This window comes from Thalassolituus sp. LLYu03 (genome assembly GCF_050507655.1).
Classification (GTDB): domain Bacteria; phylum Pseudomonadota; class Gammaproteobacteria; order Pseudomonadales; family Oceanobacteraceae; genus Venatoribacter.
On the sequence record NZ_CP191496.1, the window covers coordinates 1,468,451 to 1,488,373 of the forward strand.

The 19,923-nt window shown below is 56.6% G+C and carries 17 protein-coding genes; 15 read left to right on the plus strand and 2 right to left on the minus strand.

What is annotated here, in order from left to right:
* The first annotated feature begins 2 nt into the window (after positions 1-2).
* Genes ACQUQU_RS06690 through rraA form a run of 3 tightly spaced genes read left to right on the plus strand, consistent with a single transcriptional unit; the run spans position 3 to position 2,191 of the window.
* Positions 3-998, plus strand: coding sequence for an alpha/beta hydrolase (locus ACQUQU_RS06690; protein ID WP_430462469.1), 996 nt, complete (start codon positions 3-5; stop codon positions 996-998).
* The gene (locus ACQUQU_RS06695; RefSeq protein WP_430462470.1) at positions 998-1,663 is read left to right on the plus strand and encodes a hypothetical protein; all 666 of its coding nucleotides are present in this window, start codon (positions 998-1,000) and stop codon (positions 1,661-1,663) included. The genes ACQUQU_RS06690 and ACQUQU_RS06695 overlap by 1 nt, the downstream gene beginning before the upstream one ends.
* 36 nt (positions 1,664-1,699) lie before the next feature.
* On the plus strand, positions 1,700-2,191 hold the full coding sequence (rraA, locus tag ACQUQU_RS06700; RefSeq protein ID WP_430462471.1) for a ribonuclease E activity regulator RraA: 492 nt from the start codon (positions 1,700-1,702) through the stop codon (positions 2,189-2,191).
* A gap of 75 nt (positions 2,192-2,266) precedes the next feature.
* Here rraA and ACQUQU_RS06705 read toward each other — a convergent pair whose 3' ends face one another.
* Positions 2,267-3,520, minus strand: a complete 1,254-nt coding sequence (locus ACQUQU_RS06705) for an FAD-dependent oxidoreductase (RefSeq protein WP_430462472.1) — start codon at positions 3,518-3,520, stop codon at positions 2,267-2,269.
* Between the two features lie 206 nt (positions 3,521-3,726).
* Here ACQUQU_RS06705 and ACQUQU_RS06710 point away from each other — a divergent pair, with 206 nt between their 5' ends.
* From ACQUQU_RS06710 to prpF, 5 genes are all read left to right on the plus strand, one after another.
* Positions 3,727-4,395, plus strand: coding sequence for a GntR family transcriptional regulator (locus tag ACQUQU_RS06710; RefSeq protein WP_430462473.1), 669 nt, complete (start codon positions 3,727-3,729; stop codon positions 4,393-4,395).
* Positions 4,392-5,270, plus strand: coding sequence for a methylisocitrate lyase (gene prpB / locus ACQUQU_RS06715; RefSeq protein ID WP_430462474.1), 879 nt, complete (start codon positions 4,392-4,394; stop codon positions 5,268-5,270). Before ACQUQU_RS06710 ends, prpB begins: the two co-directional genes overlap by 4 nt.
* A 103-nt stretch (positions 5,271-5,373) precedes the next feature.
* A complete protein-coding gene (gene prpC / locus ACQUQU_RS06720) occupies positions 5,374-6,504 on the plus strand; it encodes a bifunctional 2-methylcitrate synthase/citrate synthase (RefSeq protein WP_430462475.1) in 1,131 nt (376 codons plus the stop codon).
* Positions 6,505-6,581: 77 nt separating this feature from the next.
* Entirely contained in the window at positions 6,582-9,176 is a 2,595-nt protein-coding gene (gene acnD, locus ACQUQU_RS06725; RefSeq protein WP_430462476.1) for a Fe/S-dependent 2-methylisocitrate dehydratase AcnD, read from the plus strand.
* 277 nt (positions 9,177-9,453) lie between these two features.
* Positions 9,454-10,623, plus strand: a complete 1,170-nt coding sequence (gene prpF, locus ACQUQU_RS06730) for a 2-methylaconitate cis-trans isomerase PrpF (RefSeq protein WP_430462477.1) — start codon at positions 9,454-9,456, stop codon at positions 10,621-10,623.
* A gap of 156 nt (positions 10,624-10,779) precedes the next feature.
* Here the strand turns inward: prpF and rne are convergent, their stop codons facing one another.
* Entirely contained in the window at positions 10,780-13,980 is a 3,201-nt protein-coding gene (rne, locus tag ACQUQU_RS06735) for a ribonuclease E (protein WP_430462478.1), read from the minus strand.
* Positions 13,981-14,446: 466 nt separating this feature from the next.
* On the opposite strand from rne, the gene rluC reads away from it, so the two are divergent.
* The 7 genes from rluC to fabD all read left to right on the plus strand — a co-directional run bounded on the left by rluC (position 14,447) and on the right by fabD (position 19,922).
* The gene (gene rluC / locus ACQUQU_RS06740; RefSeq protein ID WP_430462479.1) at positions 14,447-15,415 is read left to right on the plus strand and encodes a 23S rRNA pseudouridine(955/2504/2580) synthase RluC; all 969 of its coding nucleotides are present in this window, start codon (positions 14,447-14,449) and stop codon (positions 15,413-15,415) included.
* A 7-nt stretch (positions 15,416-15,422) separates the two neighbouring features.
* Complete coding sequence (locus ACQUQU_RS06745; protein ID WP_430462480.1) at positions 15,423-16,085, plus strand: HAD-IA family hydrolase; 663 nt, start codon at positions 15,423-15,425, stop codon at positions 16,083-16,085.
* Entirely contained in the window at positions 16,078-17,052 is a 975-nt protein-coding gene (locus ACQUQU_RS06750) for a S49 family peptidase (protein ID WP_430462481.1), read from the plus strand. The genes ACQUQU_RS06745 and ACQUQU_RS06750 overlap by 8 nt, the downstream gene beginning before the upstream one ends.
* A gap of 45 nt (positions 17,053-17,097) precedes the next feature.
* Positions 17,098-17,616, plus strand: coding sequence for a YceD family protein (locus tag ACQUQU_RS06755; protein WP_430462482.1), 519 nt, complete (start codon positions 17,098-17,100; stop codon positions 17,614-17,616).
* Positions 17,617-17,641: 25 nt separating this feature from the next.
* The gene (rpmF, locus tag ACQUQU_RS06760; RefSeq protein WP_430462483.1) at positions 17,642-17,827 is read left to right on the plus strand and encodes a 50S ribosomal protein L32; all 186 of its coding nucleotides are present in this window, start codon (positions 17,642-17,644) and stop codon (positions 17,825-17,827) included.
* Positions 17,828-17,852: 25 nt separating this feature from the next.
* Positions 17,853-18,854, plus strand: coding sequence for a phosphate acyltransferase PlsX (gene plsX / locus ACQUQU_RS06765; protein WP_430462484.1), 1,002 nt, complete (start codon positions 17,853-17,855; stop codon positions 18,852-18,854).
* Positions 18,855-18,983: 129 nt separating this feature from the next.
* The gene (gene fabD / locus ACQUQU_RS06770; RefSeq protein ID WP_430462485.1) at positions 18,984-19,922 is read left to right on the plus strand and encodes an ACP S-malonyltransferase; all 939 of its coding nucleotides are present in this window, start codon (positions 18,984-18,986) and stop codon (positions 19,920-19,922) included.
* The last annotated feature ends 1 nt before the right edge of the window (position 19,923 follow it).

A 19,923-nucleotide genomic window follows, 5' to 3' on the forward strand; every position in this document is an offset into this window, starting at 1 on the left:
CTATGAAAAGCAGTAGTCAGCTGTTCCCTGTGAGTCTGCTCAGAGCCGATGTTCTGGGCGACCTCACCGAGGATGTCTATCTGGTTAAACACAACCGCGACCCGGACCGCAGCGTTCAGGTCGCGGTTTCGCATACTGGCCTCCGCTCCCGCGCCACCAATGGCCAGCCCGTGGTGTTGCTGCACGGCAGCTTCTCCAATCGCGGCTTCTGGCTGTCGGAAAAAGGAGAAGGGCTTGCCCGGCATCTGCTCGAGCTGGGCTTTGATGTGTGGATGATGGAGATGCGTGGGCACGGTCTGTCGCCGCGCAATCACGATTATCTGCACAACACCCTCGAGCGCTACGTGCTGGCGGATATTCCGGCGGTGAACGATTTCGTGCTGGAAAAAACAGGCAAGAAGCCGGTCTGGATCGGACATTCGCTGGGCGGAGTGATCGTCGCCAGCGCCGTGGCCGCAGGTTATCTGCGTGATGAAAATTGTGCCGGCATGGGCTTGCTCGGGGCGCAGGCGATCCGTCGTCCGCTGTATCAGTGGATACCGTTTGCCGGCCCCGTATTGCGCACCGTGGTGCGCAGTAAAGGGGAGCTGGATGGGCGCAAAATGGGCATTGGCCCTGAAAACGAGCCCATGGGGCTTATCAATGAATATCTGGCCCGCCACGGCTGGTTTGGCAGCTGGCAGCTGAAAAGCACCCGTCAGAAGCTGTTACCGGCCTGGAAGGCAGGAACTTCTCTGCCATTGCTGGCGGTCGCGGCCGCGGCCGACCAGTCGGACCCGGCCAAAGCCTGTCTGAAGTTTGCCGCCCTGTACGGCGGTGAGCAGAAAGAGCAGATTCTGGCAGGTAAGAAAGACGGCTTCAGCCGTGACTACGGTCATGTCGACATGGTAGTGAGCAAAGACGCTGCCGTCGAAATCTGGCCACGCATCAGCCAATGGCTGGGGCAGATTGGCGCTCCCGCCGCTGACGCACCCGCTGTTGTGCCGTCTTCAAACTGATGCCAACCGTACTGCTGGCCGGCGGCAGCGGCCTGATTGGCTCAGCCCTGCTGCAATGTCTGATGCGTAACCATGATGTGCAGGTGCTGCTGCCGCTGCGGAACCCGCAGGCGTTTCAGCAACGGATAGCACACGAAAGCCCGGAATTCGCTGCTTCTGGCCGTGTCACTCTGTTGACCTACGACCAGTTGCTGCATGGCCATCATGCGGTTGACTACTTTTTCTGTGCGCTGGGCACGACCCGCAAGCAGGCGGGAAAAGCCGGGCTGTTTGCGGTCGACTACCAGCTGGTTGTCGATTGCGCCGGCTGGGCGCTTAAGCATGGCGCCCGTTGCGCGGCGGTGGTCAGCGCGTTGGGTGCCAATGCGCGTTCGGCTTTTTTCTACAATCGCGTAAAAGGGCAGATGGAGCAGGCGCTGGAAGCGCTGGCGTTTGAGCATCTGCACGTCTGGCAGCCGTCGCTGCTACTGGGTGAGCGGGCGCAACCGCGTCTGCTGGAGACTTGTTCCGGCTATCTGCTGAGCTCGCCGCTGTGGGGGAATCTGCAGGCGATGGAAGGCGCCCGGATTGCTGAGGCCATGGTGGCGGCTGCTTTCTCTGAAACCAAAGAAAACCCGTCCGTTGTGCGTTATCGTGTCGCCGATGTAAAACGCCTGACGGCCTGATCCCTGAATTTTTTGACTGCAAAAAAGGATACAACCATGACTCAATACGTAACTCCCGATCTGTGTGATGCCTACCCTGACCTGGTTCAGGTGGTTGAGCCTATGTTCAACAACTACGGTGGCGTTGATTCTTTCGGCGGCGAAATCGTGACCGTGAAGTGCTTTGAAGATAACTCCAAAGTAAAAGAACTGGTCGATACCGACGGCAAAGGCAAAGTGATGGTGGTTGACGGTGGCGCTTCTATGCGTCACGCCCTGCTGGGTGACATGCTGGCCGAGAAAGCGGCCAAGAACGGTTGGGAAGGTATCATCGTTTACGGCTGCATCCGCGATGTCGATGTAATCATGCAAACCGACCTGGGCGTACAGGCGCTGGCGACCCACCCGCTGAAAACCGACAAGCGTGGTCTGGGTGACATCAATGTGCAGGTTAAATTCGGCGGCGTGACCTTCGTACCGGGTCACTTCGTGTATGCCGACAACAACGGCATCATCGTGTCTCCGCAAGCACTGGAAATGCCGGAATAATCCCTTGCTCCTGCAATAAAACGTGCAATAAAAAAAGCCGGCAAATGCCGGCTTTTTTATTGCCTGCTCTGATGCTTACCAGGCGCGTGAGCTGCCCAGCAGGCGCGCGATGCGCAGCGAGGCATCCACGGCGCCGTCGAGCAGTGGAATGCCATCACACAGGTAGGAGCCGGTCAGCAGAATGCGTTGATCCGCAGATTGCTGATTCAACTGGCGGACGGCCTTGCGCGACGCTGGTGTGACCAGAGGGCGGGTAAACTGCACATCGGCGAGCAGGGTGCCGGAGGCGGGCTCCCGCAGAGGATTCCATACCTGCAGCAGCGGCTCGCCGTGGCCGAGGCGGCTGATGGCCTTACTCAGATCGACAGTGGCTTCCGGGCGCTGGCTGTCGTCGAGAAAATAGGTGACCGGCGACAGAGGCCAGACTGCTTGTGGCAGCAGACTGGTGTCGCTGTGCAGGGTCATGCGTGAGTGGGCAATCGGGATCTCGTTCAGCAGGGCATGCACAGGTTCGGCGCCTTGGGTTCCGCTCAGCAAGGCTGCTGCCTGTTGCGCCTGAGTGGCGATAATGACCCGGTCAAAGTGGTGCTCGCCGGTCGCGGTGGTCAATGCCACCCCCTGTTCCTGCTGGCGGATGTTCAGCACCTGTGTGCTGCACTGCAGGGTCACGGAAGGTTCGAGCAAACGTTCCACAACTTCACTCACGCCCAGTTTCGCCCTCATCAACCCCTGCGCCATCACGCCGCAGCCGAGGAAGGTCAGCAGAATGTCCGCAGGGTAGTTGCGTACATCGTCGTAGTCGCAGGTACACACGGTGGCCAGTGCAGGCAGGACCACGGTGCGGTAATACTCATTGTTGAGGCTTTGCTGCTCAATAAAGTCGCCAAAGGTCAGGGACTCAGGCAGGGATTGGGTGAGCGTTGCCGATACGGCGCGAAAGAAACGCCTGTGCTGACCGAACAGTCTGAGGCTGCCGGCTTTGGGGAAGCTCAGGCTGCGGCCTTTTGTCAGCCAGTTACCGTAGTGGAAAAACACCCGGTTATCGGTGTGGCAATAGGCGGCCGAATGGTCTGTGCTTTCAACGGCAATGCCGGCTGTGGCGTACAGCCGGAGTAAATTGGGGTAGTAGGCGGGCGTGAACACCCGCAGAGGAATATCCACCGAGGTGATTCCGCGGGCCCAGGGGATGTCGACGCTGTAAATGCCCATGCCCGGGCGCGCCGCGGTTTCAAACAAGGTAACGTCGTGATCTTTGGTCAGCAGCCAGGCGGCGCTGAGCCCGGCGATGCCGGAGCCTATGATGGCAATTCGCTGAGGTGACGATGGCATGGTGGCGTGCGGTCTTCCCTGTGTCTGGTGCGCCAGAGTAAAGCAATTGCCCCTCTGCGCCCAGCCGGAATGTAACAATCTGACATCAGTCGGGCTTGCCTCTCAGGATTGTATACAATCTTAGTCTTATCAGGGTTGAATCTGCGCGGAAAAGGGGTATTCTGCACACACTTAAAGCAAGATTGTAGACAGGATGGCCGACCGCCATGAGTGAAGCCCTGACGCTGGCCGACAAAGTATTCTCCGAACTGACCACCGCCATTGTACGTGGTGAGTTGCGCCCGGGTACTAAGCTGTCGGAGCAGACGCTGGTTGAGCGTTACGGCGGCAGCCGCGCACCGATGCGTGAAGCGATCCAGAAGCTCGAAGCCCGCCATCTGGTGGTGCGTATTCCGCACGCCGGCGCCCGCGTGGTGTCACTGACGCTGTCTGAACTTAAAGACATTTACGAAGTCCGGGTCGAACTGGAAAGCATGGCCTGCCGTCTGGCGGCGCAGCGCATGAGCGATGATGAAATCGCCGAGCTGCGCACTTTGCTGGCCGAACATGAGGCGCAGATTGCCGCCGAGCAGGGCCAGAGCTACTACCAGAAAGCCGGTGATCTCGACTTCCATTACCGTATTATCAAAGGCAGCCAGAACAGCCGTTTACATCAGATGCTGTGCGGTGAGCTTTACCACCTGGTGCGCATGTACCGCTACCAGACCAGCACCAGCGCCAAGCGCCCGTTACAGGCCCTGCTGGAGCACCAACGAATAGTCGAAGCCATTGCCGCCCGGGATGCGGAACTGGCCGAACTGCTGATGCGTCGCCATATTCAGGCGTCGCTGACTAACCTTGAAACACGTTTAGCTGAAGAGGAGGGTCGCTCATGACTCCAGGTCAGAAATTCCGTAAGGCACTGGCGGACAACAAACCGCTGCAAATCGTCGGCACCATTAACGCCTACGCGGCCATGATGGCCGAGCGTATTGGTCATCAGGCGATTTACCTGTCCGGCGGTGGTGTTGCCAATGCGTCCTACGGTCTGCCGGATCTGGGCATGACCTCGCTGAACGATGTGGTGGAAGACGTACGTCGCATCACCTCCGCCAGCAGCCTGCCGTTGCTGGTTGATATCGATACCGGCTGGGGTGGCGCATTCAATATTGCCCGCACTATCCAGCAAATGGAAAAAGCCGGCGCAGCCGCTGTGCACATTGAAGACCAGGTAATGCAGAAGCGTTGTGGTCACCGTCCGAACAAAGAAATCGTGTCCAAAGCCGAAATGGTTGACCGTATCAAAGCCTGCGTAGACGCCCGTAATGACGAGAGTTTCTTCATCATGGCCCGTACCGACGCCTTCGCACAGGAAGGTCTGGAAGCGGCTATTGAGCGTGCTAAGGCCTGTGTAGAAGCCGGTGCCGACGGTATTTTCGCCGAAGCGATCAAAACCGAAGAGCATTACCGTGCTTTCTCGGAAGCGCTGGATGTACCGATTCTGGCCAACATCACCGAATTCGGTCAGACCGAACTGTGGAACCGCGAGCAACTGGGCGAGTGGGGCGCGGCTATGGTGCTGTACCCGCTGAGTGCGTTCCGCGCTATGAACAAAGCCGCTGAAGCTGTGTACAAGAGCATTCTGGCGGAAGGCGATCAGCGCAAAGTGGTCGACATGATGCAGACCCGTATGGAACTGTACGATTACCTGAACTACCACTCGTTCGAACAGAAGCTCGACGCCCTGTTCGCTGAAGGTAAAAACAAGTAAGGCATCCATCTGACAGAGGCGACCGGGTGTCGTCTCTTTGCCGCAAATCATTGATATTGATTGAGCTTAACGATGTTCAGGTTAAGCCAGACAGGAGAAAAAAATGGCAGCAGCAAAAGAACTGAGTGGCGCCGGCCTGCGTGGTCAGGTCGCTGGTAAAACCGCACTGTCCACTGTAGGTAAAGAAGGCTCAGGTCTGACCTACCGTGGTTACGACGTAAAAGATCTGGCCGACAACTGCCAGTTTGAAGAAGTCGCGTACCTGATTCTGAAAGGCAAACTGCCGACTCAGGCCGAACTTGATGCCTATAAAACCAAGCTGAAAGGCCTGCGTTCATTGCCACAGGCGCTGAAAGAAGTGTTGGAGCGCATTCCTGCGTCTGCCCACCCGATGGACGTAATGCGTACCGGCTGCTCCATGCTGGGCAACCTGGAAACCGAAGAGAGCTTCGCGCAGCAGCAAGACGCTACCGACCGCATGCTGGCGGTGTTCCCGGGCATGATCAACTACTGGTACAACTTCAGCCACAAAGGTATCCGCATCAATGAAGAAACCGGTGCCGATTCCATTGCTGAACAGTTCCTGTGGACTCTGCACGGCGAAAAACCTTCCGAGCTGCATACCCGTGTGATGCACGCCTCTCTGGTGCTGTACGCCGAGCACGAATTCAACGCTTCGACCTTCACGGCCCGTGTGTGCGCCTCAACCCTGAGCGACATGCACTCCTGCATTACCGGTGCCATCGGCTCGCTGCGTGGCCCGCTGCACGGTGGTGCTAACGAAGCGGCTATGGAACTGATTGAAGGCATGAAAGACGCCGAAGACGCCGAGCAGAAACTGCTGGGTATGCTGGAGCGCAAAGAGAAGATCATGGGCTTTGGTCACGCCATTTACCGTGAATCCGATCCACGTAACGCCATCATCAAAATCTGGTCCGGCAAGCTGGCCGAAGAAAATGGCGACAGCAACCTGTACGACATTTCCGTGCGTTGCGAAGCCGTGATGTGGCGCGAGAAGAAGCTGTTCTGTAACGCCGACTTCTTCCACGCCTCGGCCTACAACTACATGGGCATTCCGACCAAGCTGTTCACCCCGATCTTCGTGTGCTCCCGTCTGACCGGCTGGGCTGCCCACGTGATGGAACAGCGTGCTGATAACCGTATTATCCGCCCAAGTGCGGAATACACAGGCGAAGCCAACCGTGTGGTTCCGCCAATCGGCGAACGCGCCTGATAACGACTGAATGCAGAGGGCGGAAGAATTTCCGTCCTCTGCGTTTGTACGACCGATGATTTTCTGAGATTGATCCGATGAACACCGAATACCGCAAATCACTTGCCGGCACTGGTCTCGACTACTTCGACACCCGCGCCGCTGTCGACGCTATCAAGCCGGGTGCTTATGCCACTCTGCCTTACACCTCCCGTATTCTGGCCGAACAGCTGGTGCGCCGCTGTGAGCCTGAACTGCTGACCGATGCCCTGAAACAGCTGATCGAGCGTAAGCGCGATCTCGACTTCCCGTGGTATCCGGCGCGCGTGGTGTGCCATGACATTCTGGGGCAGACCGCTCTGGTGGATCTGGCCGGTCTGCGTGACGCCATCGCCGATAAAGGCGGTGACCCGTCCAAAGTAAACCCGGTTGTACAGACTCAGCTGATTGTTGACCACTCGCTGGCGGTTGAATGCGGTGGTTTCGATCCGGATGCTTTCCAGAAAAACCGTGATATTGAAGAGCGCCGTAACGAAGACCGGTTCCACTTTATCAACTGGACCAAAACCGCGTTCGACAACGTCGACGTGATTCCGGCCGGTAACGGCATCATGCACCAGATCAACCTGGAGAAGATGTCTCCGGTGGTGCAGGCGCAAAACGGCGTGGCGTACCCGGATACCTGTGTCGGTACCGACTCCCACACCCCGCACGTGGATGCGCTGGGCGTTATCTCTGTGGGCGTGGGCGGTCTGGAAGCCGAAACCGTGATGCTGGGCCATCCGTCCATGATGCGTCTGCCCGACATCGTTGGTGTCGAGCTGACCGGCAAGCGTCAGCCTGGCATTACCGCTACTGACATCGTACTGGCCCTGACCGAATTCCTGCGTAAAGAGCGCGTGGTTGGCGCGTATGTCGAGTTCTACGGTGAAGGCGCGCGCAGTCTGTCCATCGGTGACCGTGCCACCATTTCCAACATGACACCGGAATACGGTGCCACGGCGGCCATGTTCTCCATCGACGAACAAACCATCGACTACCTGAAACTGACAGGCCGTGAGCCGCAGCAGGTAGCTCTGGTTGAACAGTACGCCAAAGAAACCGGTCTGTGGGCTGACGCACTGAAAACCGCTGAATACGAGCGTATACTGAGCTTCGATCTGTCGACCATCGGCCGTAACATGGCTGGCCCGTCCAACCCGCACGCCCGTGTCGCCACCAAAGATCTGGCCGCCAAAGGCATCGCTGGTAACCTGGCGGCCGCCAAAGCGCAGGAAGCCGAAGGCCTGATGCCGGACGGCGCTGTGATCATCGCGGCCATTACCTCCTGTACCAACACCTCTAACCCGCGCAACGTGGTTGCTGCCGGTCTGCTGGCGAAAAAAGCCAACGAACTGGGTCTGGTGCGTAAGCCTTGGGTGAAGTCATCCTTCGCGCCAGGTTCCAAAGTGGCCGAGCTGTACCTGAAAGAATCGGGTCTGCTGCCGGAACTGGAAAAACTGGGCTTTGGTATCGTGGCCTTCGCCTGTACCACCTGTAACGGTATGTCCGGTGCGCTGGACCCTGTGATTCAGCAGGAAATCATCGACCGCGACCTGTACGCTACGGCAGTACTGTCCGGTAACCGTAACTTCGACGGCCGTATTCACCCATACGCCAAGCAGGCGTTCCTGGCATCGCCTCCACTGGTCGTTGCTTACGCCATTGCCGGTACCATCCGTTTCGATATCGAAAACGATGTGTTGGCGGTCGTGAATGGCAAAGAAATCCGTCTGAAAGACATCTGGCCATCCGACGAAGAAATCGATGCCATTGTCGCGGCCTCTGTGAAGCCGGAACAATTCCGTCAGATCTACATTCCGATGTTTGATCTGGGTGCCAAAGAGAAGGCCGCCAGCCCGCTGTACGACTGGCGGCCGATGTCGACCTATATCCGTCGTCCACCGTACTGGGAAGGCGCTCTGGCAGGCGAACGCGCGCTGAAAGGCATGCGTCCGCTGGCACTGCTGCCGGACAACATCACCACCGACCACCTGTCACCGTCCAACGCCATTCTGATGAACAGTGCGGCGGGCGAATACCTGCACAAGATGGGGCTGCCGGAAGAGGACTTTAACTCTTACGCGACTCACCGCGGTGACCACCTGACCGCTCAGCGCGCCACCTTCGCTAACCCGCAGCTGGTGAACGAGATGGCGGTTGTCGATGGTCAGGTTAAAAAAGGTTCTCTGGCCCGTGTTGAGCCGGAAGGCAACGTGATGCGTATGTGGGAAGCCATTGAAACCTACATGAACCGCAAACAGCCGCTGATCATTGTCGCCGGTGCCGACTACGGTCAGGGTTCTTCCCGCGACTGGGCCGCCAAAGGCGTGCGTCTGGCCGGTGTTGAAGCCATTGCCGCTGAAGGTTTTGAGCGCATTCACCGTACCAATCTGATTGGTATGGGCGTACTGCCGCTGGAATTCAAAGCCGGTACTACGCGTAAGACTCTGGGCCTCGACGGTACCGAAACTTACGACGTAAAAGGCGAACTGAGCCCGCGTGGCGATGTGACCCTGGTGATCAACCGTACTAATGGCGAAGTAATCGAAGTGCCGATGACTTGTCGTCTGGACACTGCCGCCGAAGTGGCAGTGTACAAAGCGGGTGGCGTGCTGCAGAAATTCGCTCAGGACTTCCTGCAGGGCGAATAACGAAGCTGGCGTCTTCGCCGACGCTGCTTACCGTTAAATGAATTATGGGCCGCTAATTTGAAAAACTTAGCGGCTCATTTGTTAGAGCGTTACGAGCGCATGAAGGGCAAGGCAAAAATTTCCGAGGAAGCGGAGTTTACTGTTGTAAATATTCGCTTCGCTCACCCTAAGGGTCATCCTTCGGATGTTCTGGCTAAGCCAGTGAGCATTCTGAGGAAACTTTTAACGCCGCCATTCAAAGCGCAGTAGCTCTTGCTGAGTTTCTATGGAGAACTGCATGGCTCAAGTTAAGATTCCGGCCACCTACATGCGTGGCGGCACCTCCAAGGGTGTATTTTTTTCCCTGACCGATTTACCGCCAGCCGCGCAGGTGCCGGGGCAGGTGCGCGACAATATTCTGCTGCGCGTTATCGGCAGTCCTGATCCGTACGGTCAGCAAATCGATGGTATGGGCGGTGCGACGTCCAGTACCTCCAAAACCGTTATTCTGGCAAAAAGCGAACAGCCGGAGCACGACGTGGATTATTTATTCGGCCAGGTATCGATTAATAAACCTTTTGTCGACTGGTCGGGTAACTGCGGTAATTTGACCGCAGCGGTCGGTGCGTTTGCTATTTCTAAAGGTCTGGTCGCGGCTGAGCGTATTCCGCAAAACGGTATTTGTACCGTGCGTATCTGGCAGAAAAACATTCAGAAAACCATTGTTGCTCATGTGCCGATCACTGATGGTGAAGTGCAGGAAACCGGCGACTTTGAACTGGATGGCGTAACCTTTCCGGCAGCGGAAGTGGTGATCGAATTTATGGACCCGGCCGATGGCGAAGGTTCTATGTTCCCAACCGGCAACGTCGTTGATGATCTTGAGGTTCCGGGCATTGGCACCTTCAAAGCCACCATGATTAATTCCGGCATTCCGACCATTTTCGTTAATGCTGCGGATATCGGTTACACAGGTACGGAACTGCAGAAGGATATTAATTCCGATGCAGAGGCGCTGGCGAAATTTGAAACCATGCGTGCTTATGGTGCGGTAAAAATGGGTTTGATTGCGGATATTTCTGAAGCAGTTGCCCGTCAGCACACGCCAAAAATTGCCTTTGTTGCACCAGCAACGAATTATGAAGCATCGAGTGGCAAACAGATTTCTGCAGCCGATATCGACGTCTGCGTGCGCGCCCTGTCTATGGGTAAATTACACCATGCGATGATGGGCACAGCGTCGGTGGCGATTGCTACCGCAGCAGCTGTTCCGGGTACGCTGTTGAACCTGGCGGCAGGCGGTGGCGAACGTGATTCTGTGACCTTCGGACATCCGTCCGGCACATTGCGTGTGGGTGCGTCAGCAGCGCTGGTTGATGGCGAATGGACGGCGACCAAAGCCGTGATGAGCCGCAGTGCGCGTGTGCTGATGGAAGGCAATGTGCGCATTCCGGACGACAGTTTTTAATCCGGAATTTATCGGGTTAAACCTGAAGAGCCTGGGATAGCGCGCAATAAAAAACGGGAGCCTTGGCTCCCGCTTTTTATTGCTGCCGTTAATGAATAACACCAACCGCAGCTTTCGAAGAGGCCGGGCAGCTACGCCCGGCTTTGATCATTACGATCAGACTTTCGGAGTCTCTTCTTCTTTGGCTTCGGCGCTTTCAGTTGCCATGTCGGTAGTGCTTTCGGCTGCTTCTGCCGGAGCTTCTTTAACCACGTCTGGCGTTACTTCAGGCGCTACGTCGGCAACAACTGGCTCAGCTTCAGCGGCAGGTTCGGTCGCTGGTGCCTGTTCAGCCATCACAACGTCTTCTGCAGTGTCTGCTTCTTCGCCATCGGCCAGCAGGTTACGCGGGTCGTTAGGTGCACGGCCGCCAGCGCGACGACGACGGTTACGACGGGCGTTACGGTCGTTGCCTTCGGTGGTGGTGGACACTTCTTCCTGAGAGGTGATCACTTCCGCTTCCTGGGCTTCAGGAGCAGTCTGAACGACAGGTGCTTCCTGGGTTTCCACGGCTGCAGTCGCAACAACCTCGGCTGGTTGAGCAACTACTGGCTCAGCAACAACCGGCTCAGCAACAGCTTCAACCACTGCTTCAGCAACAGTTACAGAAACTTCTGCTTCAGCCTGTGCAGCAACTGGTGCAGCTACAGTTTCGGTCTGAGTTTCAGCGACGGCAACAACGTCAGTGTCTGTCGCGCTTTCTGCTGCTTCGTTTGCATCATCAGACGCTTCGGCGTTGTCGTTACGACGATCATCGCGGTTGCGGTTACGGTTACGACGGTTACGACGACGACCGGAACGCTCACCATCCGCCTGTTCAGCGGCGTCATCACCGGTGTTGGCTTCGGCGTCGGCGGAAACAGCTTCGGCAGTGCTTTCGGTTACGGCCGCTTCGCTTACAGCAACGTCAGCTGTCGCCTCGGCAGCAGATTCAACAGCCACTGCGGTTTCTTCGTTAGCCTGTTCGCCATCATTACGTGGAGAACGGTCGGCATTGCGCTCAGAACGACGACCACGGCGTGAACGACGGCTTTCGCGGCCTTCGCCGGTTTCTGTGGCGTCTGTGGTTGCTGCGGCTGCAATAACCACGTTTTCTTCTGCGGTTGCGTTCGCAGTGTCTGCTGACTGACGTTCGGCTTTGGCTTCGCTGCGCTCAGGGCGGGCAGGGCGACCATTGCTGCGGTCACGACGCGGTGCGCGCGGGGTGTCGCCAGATTGCTCAGCTGCCTGACGGTCCTGACGCTCGGCGCGTTCTGCGCGGTTGTCATTACGTTCGTTGCGTTCGGTACGTTCCTGACGCTCGCCACGTTCTGCGCGGTTGTCATTACGCTCCTGACGCTCGCCGCGCTCTGCACGGTTGTCATTGCGTTCCTGACGCTCGCCGCGTTCTGCGCGGTTGTCATTGCGTTCCTGACGTTCACCGCGTTCTGCACGGTTATCACTACGTTCCTGACGTTCGCCACGCTCAGCGCGGTCATTGCGCTGACGACGATTGCGGTTGCGGTTGCGGTCGTTGTCACGGCCACCTTCGCTGCGCTCGTCTTTGCGGTTATTACGGCTGTTGCGGGTATTCTCGGTTTTCTTGGCAACCGGCTTTTCTTCCGGTTTTTCTTCAGAAGCGAACAGAGAGGTCAGTACGCCGCCCAGTTTCGACCAGAAGCCAGGGCCAGCAGGTTGTGCAACAGGCTGAACCTGAGCAGGAACCGGTGCCGGAGTTGCCGGAGCAACCGCCTTGACGGCGGCCTGCTGTGCGGCTTTGATCTGTTCGCGTGGGCCGTTCAGATCAAAACCGTATTCGGTTTCTTCTTCCTCGAACTTGTGCTCGTAGCTCACTTCGGCCAGCTCTGCGTCGTCTGCGCGCATGCGCTGAACTTCGTAGTGCGGGGTTTCCATGTGCGGATTCGGCAGTACGATCACTTTTACTGAATGGCGGGCTTCGATGGCCGCAATCAGATTGCGTTTTTCGTTGAGCAGGAAAGTGGCAACGGATACCGGCACGATGGCGCGGATCTGTACGCTGTTTTCTTTCGCGGCTTCTTCTTCGATCAGACGCAGAATGGACAGGCCAGTAGACTGGATGTCGCGGACGACACCGGTGCCGTTACAACGAGGGCACACGTGGCCGCTGGTTTCTTCCAGGGACGGACGCAGACGCTGGCGGGACATTTCCATCAGACCGAAGCGGGAAATGCGGCCAACCTGAACCCGGGCGCGGTCCATTTCCAGTGCTTTCTTCAGACGGTTTTCAACTTCGCGCTGATTCTTGGCAGACAGCATGTCGATGAAGTCGATGACCACCAGGCCGCCCATGTCACGCAAACGCAGCTGGCGGGCGATTTCATCGGCCGCTTCCAGGTTGGTGTTGGTTGCGGTTTCTTCAATGTCCGCACCTTTGGTGGCACGGGCAGAGTTGATGTCGATGGACACCAGAGCTTCGGTCGGATCGATCACGATAGAACCGCCAGACGGCAGTTTCACTTCACGCTGGAAGGCGGATTCGATCTGGCTTTCGATCTGATAGCGGTTAAACAGCGGCACAGAGTCTGTGTAACGCTTGAATTTGTTCTGGTAGTGCGGCATGACCTGTTGCACAAACGCCAGCGCTTCGCCGAACGCTTCGTCGGTGTCGATCAGCACTTCGCCCACGTCCTGACGCAGGTAGTCGCGGATCGCGCGGATGATGACGTTGGATTCCTGCAGCAGCAGGCAAGGAGCAGCACGCTCTTCAGCGGCACGCTGAATGGCATCCCACAGTTGCAGCAGGTAGTCGAGGTCCCATTGCAGTTCTTCAGCACTGCGGCCAATGCCTGCGGTGCGAACGATGACGCCCATTTTGTCAGGGACGTTAACGCCTTTCATGGCTTCACGCAGTTCGGTGCGCTCATCACCTTCGATGCGACGGGAAATACCGCCCGCACGTGGGTTGTTTGGCATCAGAACCAGATAACGGCCAGCCAGAGACACCTGAGTTGTCAGGGCTGCGCCTTTGTTGCCGCGCTCTTCTTTGTCAACCTGAACAATGACTTCCTGACCTTCTTTCAGGACTTCTTTGATGTTGATGCGACCCGGACCCGGATCTTTGACAAAGTAATCGCGACCGATTTCTTTCAGGGGAAGGAAGCCGTGGCGTTCTGCTCCGAAGTCAACAAACGCCGCTTCAAGGCTCGGCTCGATACGGGTGATCTTGCCTTTGTAGATGTTGGACTTCTTCTGCTCGCGTGAACCGGATTCAATATCCAGATCATAGAGCTTTTGCCCGTCCACAAGGGCAACACGCAACTCTTCAGGCTGGGTTGCGTTGATTAGCATTCTTTTCATGCTGTACGTTTACTCGTTGGGGCAACGTACCGCTGGCAATGCCGGATCCTCCGGCCACTACCAAAATGTTTATGGGTGCTTTGCAGCAGTTGCCGGCGCCTTTCCGCGGTCGCCCGGCCTGTCTCGCAGTGGTGCCTCTGGTCTGTCGTGCACCGACACTGTCCATAATTTGATAATGCGAGATTGCCAGCAGAGTTCGCTGCCTGGTTTATCTCACGGGGCGCCTGTTACTGTTGGTGGTATCAGCGCGCCACATTTATTCCTCAGGAAGAGTTTTATCGTTAACCCATCTTCCTTATACTCTGCCGCTCAAACGGCTCGGGCCAGACCTTTCGGTTCTTATTGCCGGGTGACGGCTATGTCGCTCATCCTGCCACCTCGGGGCCGCTGGCGAATATATCAACATTGTTTCCGCCCGGCAAATGCCGTACCACAAATTAATTTGCCGTCAGGCTTAAGCTTTTCTATGTCGAACCCTCAGATTGATCCGACCAAAGTGTCGATGGTGACCGTCACCGCCGACAATGATGGTCAGCGGATTGACAATTTTCTCGTTTCTACCCTGAAAGGGGTTCCTAAGTCTTTGATTTACCGCATTATTCGCAAGGGCGAAGTGCGGGTGAACAAAAAGCGCATCAAGGCTGATGGGCGTGTGACGGCCGGTGATGAAGTCCGGATTCCGCCGCTGCGTCTGCCAGAGAAGAACGAAACCCCGGATGTCTCTCCAACCCTGCAGCTGCTGCTCGAAAGCGCCATTGTGTATGAGGATGACGGCCTGATTGCGGTGAATAAGCCGCATGGGCTGGCGGTGCACGGGGGGAGTGGTGTGAGTCTGGGCATGATTGAGGCGCTGCGTAAGATGCGTCCGGATCACAGCTTTATGGAGCTGGTGCATCGTCTCGATCGCGATACGTCAGGCATTATTCTGGTGGCCAAAAAGCGCTCGGTGCTGACGGGGCTACAGCGCATGCTGGTGAATAAGTCGGGTATCAGCAAGCGCTATCTGGCCATGGTGCACGGCCGTTGGCCGGCTTCGATTAAAGAAGTGCAGGCGCCATTGCGTAAGTTTGAGCGTCAGTCCGGCGAGCGCATGGTGATGGTGGATGCCGAAGGAAAGCCGTCGCACACCCGTACTCAGCTGCTGGCAACCGGCCCTCATTATTCCCTGATAGAAGCCGAGCCGGTGACAGGGCGTACCCATCAGATCCGTGTGCATTGTCAATTTCAGGGCTACAGCATTGCCGGTGACGAAAAGTACTGCGACAAGGTTCAGCAGGATATCGACAAATCTCAGGGGGTGCGTCGTCTGTATCTGCATGCCTTCCAGTTGCAGTTCCGCCACCCGGATTCCGGTGAGCGCCTGTTACTGACTGCTCAGCCTGACGACGAGTTTGTGTCCATGCTGAAGAAGGCGGGGTGCGAGATTGAGCTCTGAAATGAATATGCCGGAGACCCGCTACCGGGTTGTCGTCTTTGATTGGGATGGCACGCTGGTTGACTCTACGCAGCGCATCGTCGACAGCATGCAAAGAGCGGCACGAGAGGTGGGTTTGCGCGAGGTGCCGGATGCGGCGGTTCAGAACATCATTGGTCTTGGGTTGCCCGAGGCTTTGATGACCGTCTGGCCGGAAATTAACGAAGAGCAGCTCGAAGTTATGCGGCGCCTCTATGTCCGCTATTTTGTCTCCGACAGTCAGGTGGATATGGATTTCTTTCCTGGTGCAAGAACGCTGCTGGATACGCTGCTGAAGAAGGGCTATCTGCTGGCGGTTGCCACCGGCAAAAGCCGTAAGGGGCTTAATCGTCTGTTGCAGGATCTGAAAGTAGGGCATCTGTTCGCCACAACCCGCTGCGCCGATGAAACCCGCTCAAAACCAGACCCGCTGATGCTGGAGGAGATTATGGCTGAATTGAGTGTTTCGCCAGCCGAGGTTCTGATGGTGGGGGACACCACCTATGATCTGGATATGGCGCACGCAGCCGCTATTGATTCCGTGGCCATGGGGCACGGGGCACACGATGAACAGCAGCTTCTGGCTTGCGGGCCGAAAACCATTTGCCATAGCATTGCCGAACTCAACGACTGGATAGCATTACATGGATAATCCGCAGGATATGAAACGCCCGGAAGACAGCAGCCGCGAGTGGAAGCTGATTGAAAAGGTTTTGCTTGATGCGCAGGGTGAGCAAAAGCGCTCGCGCCGCTGGGGTATTTTCTTTAAGTCATTAACCTTTATTTATCTCTTTTCGTTGTTGTGGCTGATCCGCATGCCTGGCGAGCACGCTGCGGAAATGCTGCCGGAAGAAAATTACGCCGCTGTTATCGAAATTAATGGCGTGATTGCAGCAGATCAGGACGCGAATGCAGATTCCATTATTGGCTCGCTGCGTGATGCCTTTGAAGATGACAAGGCGCTGGGCGTCATTCTGCGTATTAATTCTCCGGGCGGCAGTCCGGTGCAGTCGGGTTATGTCTATGACGAAATTAAGCGCCTGAAAGAAACCCGTCCGGATTTTCCTGTGTATGCGGTGATTATGGATTTGGGTGCATCTGGCGCGTATTACATTGCAGCGGCGGCCGATGAAATATACGCCGACAAGGCCAGTCTGGTGGGTTCTATTGGTGTGGTGGGTTCAGGCTTCGGCTTTACCGGTATTATGGAAAAGCTCGGCATTGAACGCCGCCAGTACACAGCTGGTAAGCACAAAGGGTTTCTGGATCCGTTCCAGCCTGAAAATGCAGAAGAAAAAGCCTTCTGGCAAGGCGTGCTGCAGGTGACGCATAATCAGTTTATTGAACAAGTGAAGAATGGTCGTGGTGACCGTCTTAAACTGGACACGCCGGACCTGTTTTCAGGGCTGGTATGGTCCGGTGAGCAAGCGGTGGAGATTGGCCTGATCGATGGTCTGTCATCTACGAGCCGTCTGGCGCGGGATAAGCTTGGCACGGAAGAGTTGGTGAACTTCACCTTCCAGCCAAGTCCGTGGGACGAAGTGCTCCGCAAACTGGGGGCCAGTATGGGTAAAGGCATCGCCACCCTGCTGACCGAACAAACACTCACTCTGCGTTAAATAATTTTGACAGCAGGGCATTGCATACCTATGATACCGCGCACTATGGCAGAGGCTCAGCTACCCAAACGTATCGATGCAGTTAAATTAGTTGATAACAATCAACGGCTTAACGCGAGTATCGACGGTTCTTTACTAGACCGGCTCAGCGATGCAGTTGAAAACTGTGTTGCTCCTGTTCACTGCGAGATTCATTTCTCGCGCGATCAGGATAACAATCGACTGATGACGGGAAGCTGTCATACACAGGTTGTTATGATCTGCCAGCGCTGCCTCGGGAACGTTACAGTTCCTGTAGACAGCAGCTTCGAGCTGGGATTGGTGTTTGACGACGACCAGGCCCGGCAACTGCCCAGAAAACTGGAACCCGTAGAGCTCGATGAGCAGGGCCAGTTGGACTTGTGGACTGTGATGGAGGATGAAGTGCTTCTGGCACTGCCTCCGTTCCCGGTACATGAGCACGGGGAGTGCGAGCTGAAGCAGCCTGAGCCTGAGCCCGAAACAGAAGAATCAGACGTGAAGCGGCCTAACCCGTTTGGCGTTTTAGCTAAGCTCAAACAGTAATAGCGAATAGTCAGGAGCCTTTAAAATGGCGGTTCAACAAAACAAAGTAACTCGTTCCAAGCGCGGCATGCGTCGTTCACACGATGCTCTGGACACTGGTGCAATCGCACTGGCTACCGACCCGACTTCCGGTGAAACTCACCGTCGTCACCACGTAACTGCTGACGGTTTCTACCGTGGCAAGAAAGTCGTGGAGACTGGCAACAACTAATATGTTTACCTACGCGGTAGATGTAATGGGCGGGGACTTAGGTCCCCGCGTTGCGTTTAAGGCCTGCCGAAAATTTCTGCGCTTCCGTCGTGACGTTCGTTTGACCATCGCAGTGACGGCCGATTTTGCTCAGGAAGCCGAATCCTGGTTTCCACCCCGCCGATCCAGAGTGTCCATTCTGGTGTGCGACTCCTTTATCGAAATGAATGACAAGCCGGCGCAGATGTTGCGTAAAGGGCTGTCATCCACCATGGCTGCCGTTCTGCGTGAGTTTCAGGAAGGCCGGGCGCAAGGCGTGTTGTCAATCGGCAATACCGGGGCGCTGATGGTGCTGTCCCGTCAGTTGCTGGGCATGTATCCGGGCATGGATCGGCCGGCGCTGGCTACTATGTTGCCAACCCGCAATAAACCCTTGCTGATGCTCGATCTGGGCGCCAATTTGTCAGTGGATTCCTCGCAGCTGGTGCAGTTTGCCTGTATCGGTGCGGCGTGGAGCATGGTGCTGAACACTGAGCAGCCGAAAGTGGGCTTACTGAACGTTGGTCGGGAGTCGGGTAAGGGCACCGATTGCGTTAAGGATGCGGATCAGCAGCTGCGCCAGATGATGCCTGACATCTATACCGGCTTTTACGAAGGTAATGACCTGTATCAGGGTGAGCTGGATGTGCTGGTAACCGATGGTTTTGCCGGCAATATCACACTGAAAGCCAGTGAAGGCCTGTCCAACTGGTTGCTGGAGCTTCTGCAGCAGGAATTCCGTCAGCATTGGCTGATGAAGTGGTTTGCCTGGCTGTGGTTGCCCGCTGTACGCCGCATTGAGCGCCGTGTTTCGCCGGCCCGTCATGGCGGTGCCATGCTGCTCGGTGTGAATGGCGTGGTGGTGAAAACCCACGGCAATTCAGACGCGCGTGCGTTCCGCTATGCGTTGAAATACCTGCATGAAAAAGCCGCCCGCTTCGATGGTGACAAGCTCGCAGGCATCCTTTCCGGATTTCAGCAAAAGCTGCCGTCTTCCGCTGATGCATGAAAACGATTCAATAATATTGTGCATTGTTGACCATTTATTGTAACAATCCCTCCCCATAGTATGTGTCCGGTTTTTCGGCACAGCATGTATTCCGAATAACAACGTATCCAAGCAATACAAGGCATGTGAATGACTGATGTAATCGCATTCTTTCCGGGGCAGGGCGCGCAGCATGTAGGCATGCTGGGAGATCTCGTTGCTGACTACCCGGTTATCCGTGAAACCTTTGCTGAAGCGTCTGACGCTATCAATCAGGATCTGTGGCAGTTAGCCCAGGAAGGTCCTGCTGAAACTCTCAGTATTACTTACAACACCCAGCCCGCATTGCTGACGGCGTCCGTGGCATTGTGGCGTGTGATTCAGGGTGCCTGTCCGGCCCTGCAGGTGGTTGCCGGAGCGGGTCACTCGCTGGGTGAATATTCTGCACTGGTTGCCGCCGACGGGGTGGATTTTGCCGATGCGGTGCGGCTGGTAAAAAAACGCGGTGAGCTGATGGACGCCGCGGTACCGGCAGGACAGGGCGGTATGGCTGCTGTGCTGGGTCTGGAAGAAGACCAGATCCGTGCGGTGTGCGCTGAAGCCTCTGCCGCTGGCGTGGTAGAGCCTGCCAACTTTAATGCCCCGGGCCAGATTGTGATCGCGGGTTCCATGGCCGGTATTGAAAAAGCGGTGGAACTTGCCAAAGCGGCTGGTGCCAAACGTGCGCTGCCACTGGCGGTGAGTGGCCCGTTCCACTCCAGCCTGATGAAAGCTGCGGCCGAAGAATTTGGCAAAGCACTGGCGGCCGTTGCCTTCCGTGCGCCGGCTTTTCCTGTGTTCCATAACGTCGACAATCAGCCGGCCACACTGGCTGAGATTCCGGCGCGTCTGCTGGCGCAGCTGTACAGTCCGGTTAATTGGACAGGTGCCGTGGAAGCAACCCGCAGCAAAGCGGAACTGGCGGTGGAGTTTGGTCCGGGCAAAGTGCTGGCTGGTCTGAACAAACGCATAGATAAATCTTTGAACACACTCAGCACAGGCGATGCGGCATCCGTTGCTGCGGTCATCAGTGCTATTCAGGGAGCCTGAG